Annotated in this window: 1 protein-coding gene; it reads right to left on the minus strand. The window is 44.0% G+C overall.

Features of this window, described 5'->3' with window-relative positions:
- Positions 1-27: 27 nt before the first annotated feature.
- Complete coding sequence (locus tag R7O12_RS26485; RefSeq protein WP_050550131.1) at positions 28-999, minus strand: IS30 family transposase; 972 nt, start codon at positions 997-999, stop codon at positions 28-30.
- Between the last annotated feature and the right edge of the window lie 93 nt (positions 1,000-1,092).

Raw genomic sequence — 1,092 nt, forward strand, 5'->3', positions numbered from 1 at the left:
CTTAGTATCAAGTTTGAAGTGCGACACTTAGAGTAGCTGCTCATAAATATACTCTGTTGGTGTCTTGTAACCAAGCCTTTGGCGTGGTCTGTTATTCAGTTTATACGCTATCTGGCTGCACAGTCTTTGTGTCACATGAGCCATTGAGGTTTTCTTAGGTAAATATTGGCGTATGAGTCCATTTGTATTCTCATTGGTCCCTCGCTCCCAAGAGTGGTAGGGCGTTGCGAAGTAAAACAAGCATTTATGCTTGTTTTCTATCTCCTGATATTGATTGAATTCTGTACCATTATCAGCAGTGATAGTTCTAAATGGTAAGTTTGAACGTGTAACGATCTCTGTCATTCTCGCGTTGAGTGATACAGTTGTTCGGTCATCTAGCTGTCCGATATAGGTGTAGCCAGTCATTCTGTCAACGAGAGTGACAATGCAGTGCTTAGTTCCGCGACCGATCACGGTATCTATTTCCCAATGTCCAGGTTCTAGGCGTAACTCAGCTTGTTTTGGTCGTTCTGTTATGTGCCTTTTAGCGGCAATTCTCCCCCTGCTATCTTTGGCGTTGTAGCGCTTACGTCTCTGTTTTGGTGATTGACGTAAATGTTTCCAGAGCATGCCTCCGTTGGCTTTATCGGTCCAAATGTGCTGGTAAATAAGCTCATGGCTCATCACTGGATAGCCATGCAAACGGCAATACCCAACGATTTGGTCAGGACTCCAATCGAGCATTATAAGCGCGTCAATAATTTTGAAATCGTGCTTGGTATAGCGCTTGTTACGCCGTGACCGGCTCAACCTGTTTCTAGCTCTTTGTTGTGCTCTAGCAGGCTGATAGGAAGGGTTAGGGCGATAGGCGTTGTATCGAGAGTTACGTTTAAATTCTCGGTAGATAGTGCTCTTGTGACGCCCTAGCTCTTTAGCGATGTTGACGACACTAATGCCTTGCTTTCTAAGTGCGGACATCATATACCTTTCATTCTCAGTGAGGTGTGTGTAATTCATGGTTTTTCACTTCTTGGCGGGAGTAAAATTTATGAATAGCACATCTCACTGTTTTAAATTTCAGGGGTGTCGCACTTCGTACTTGAATCCAAG

The sequence above is a fragment of the Vibrio sp. Vb1574 genome, from assembly GCF_033338675.1.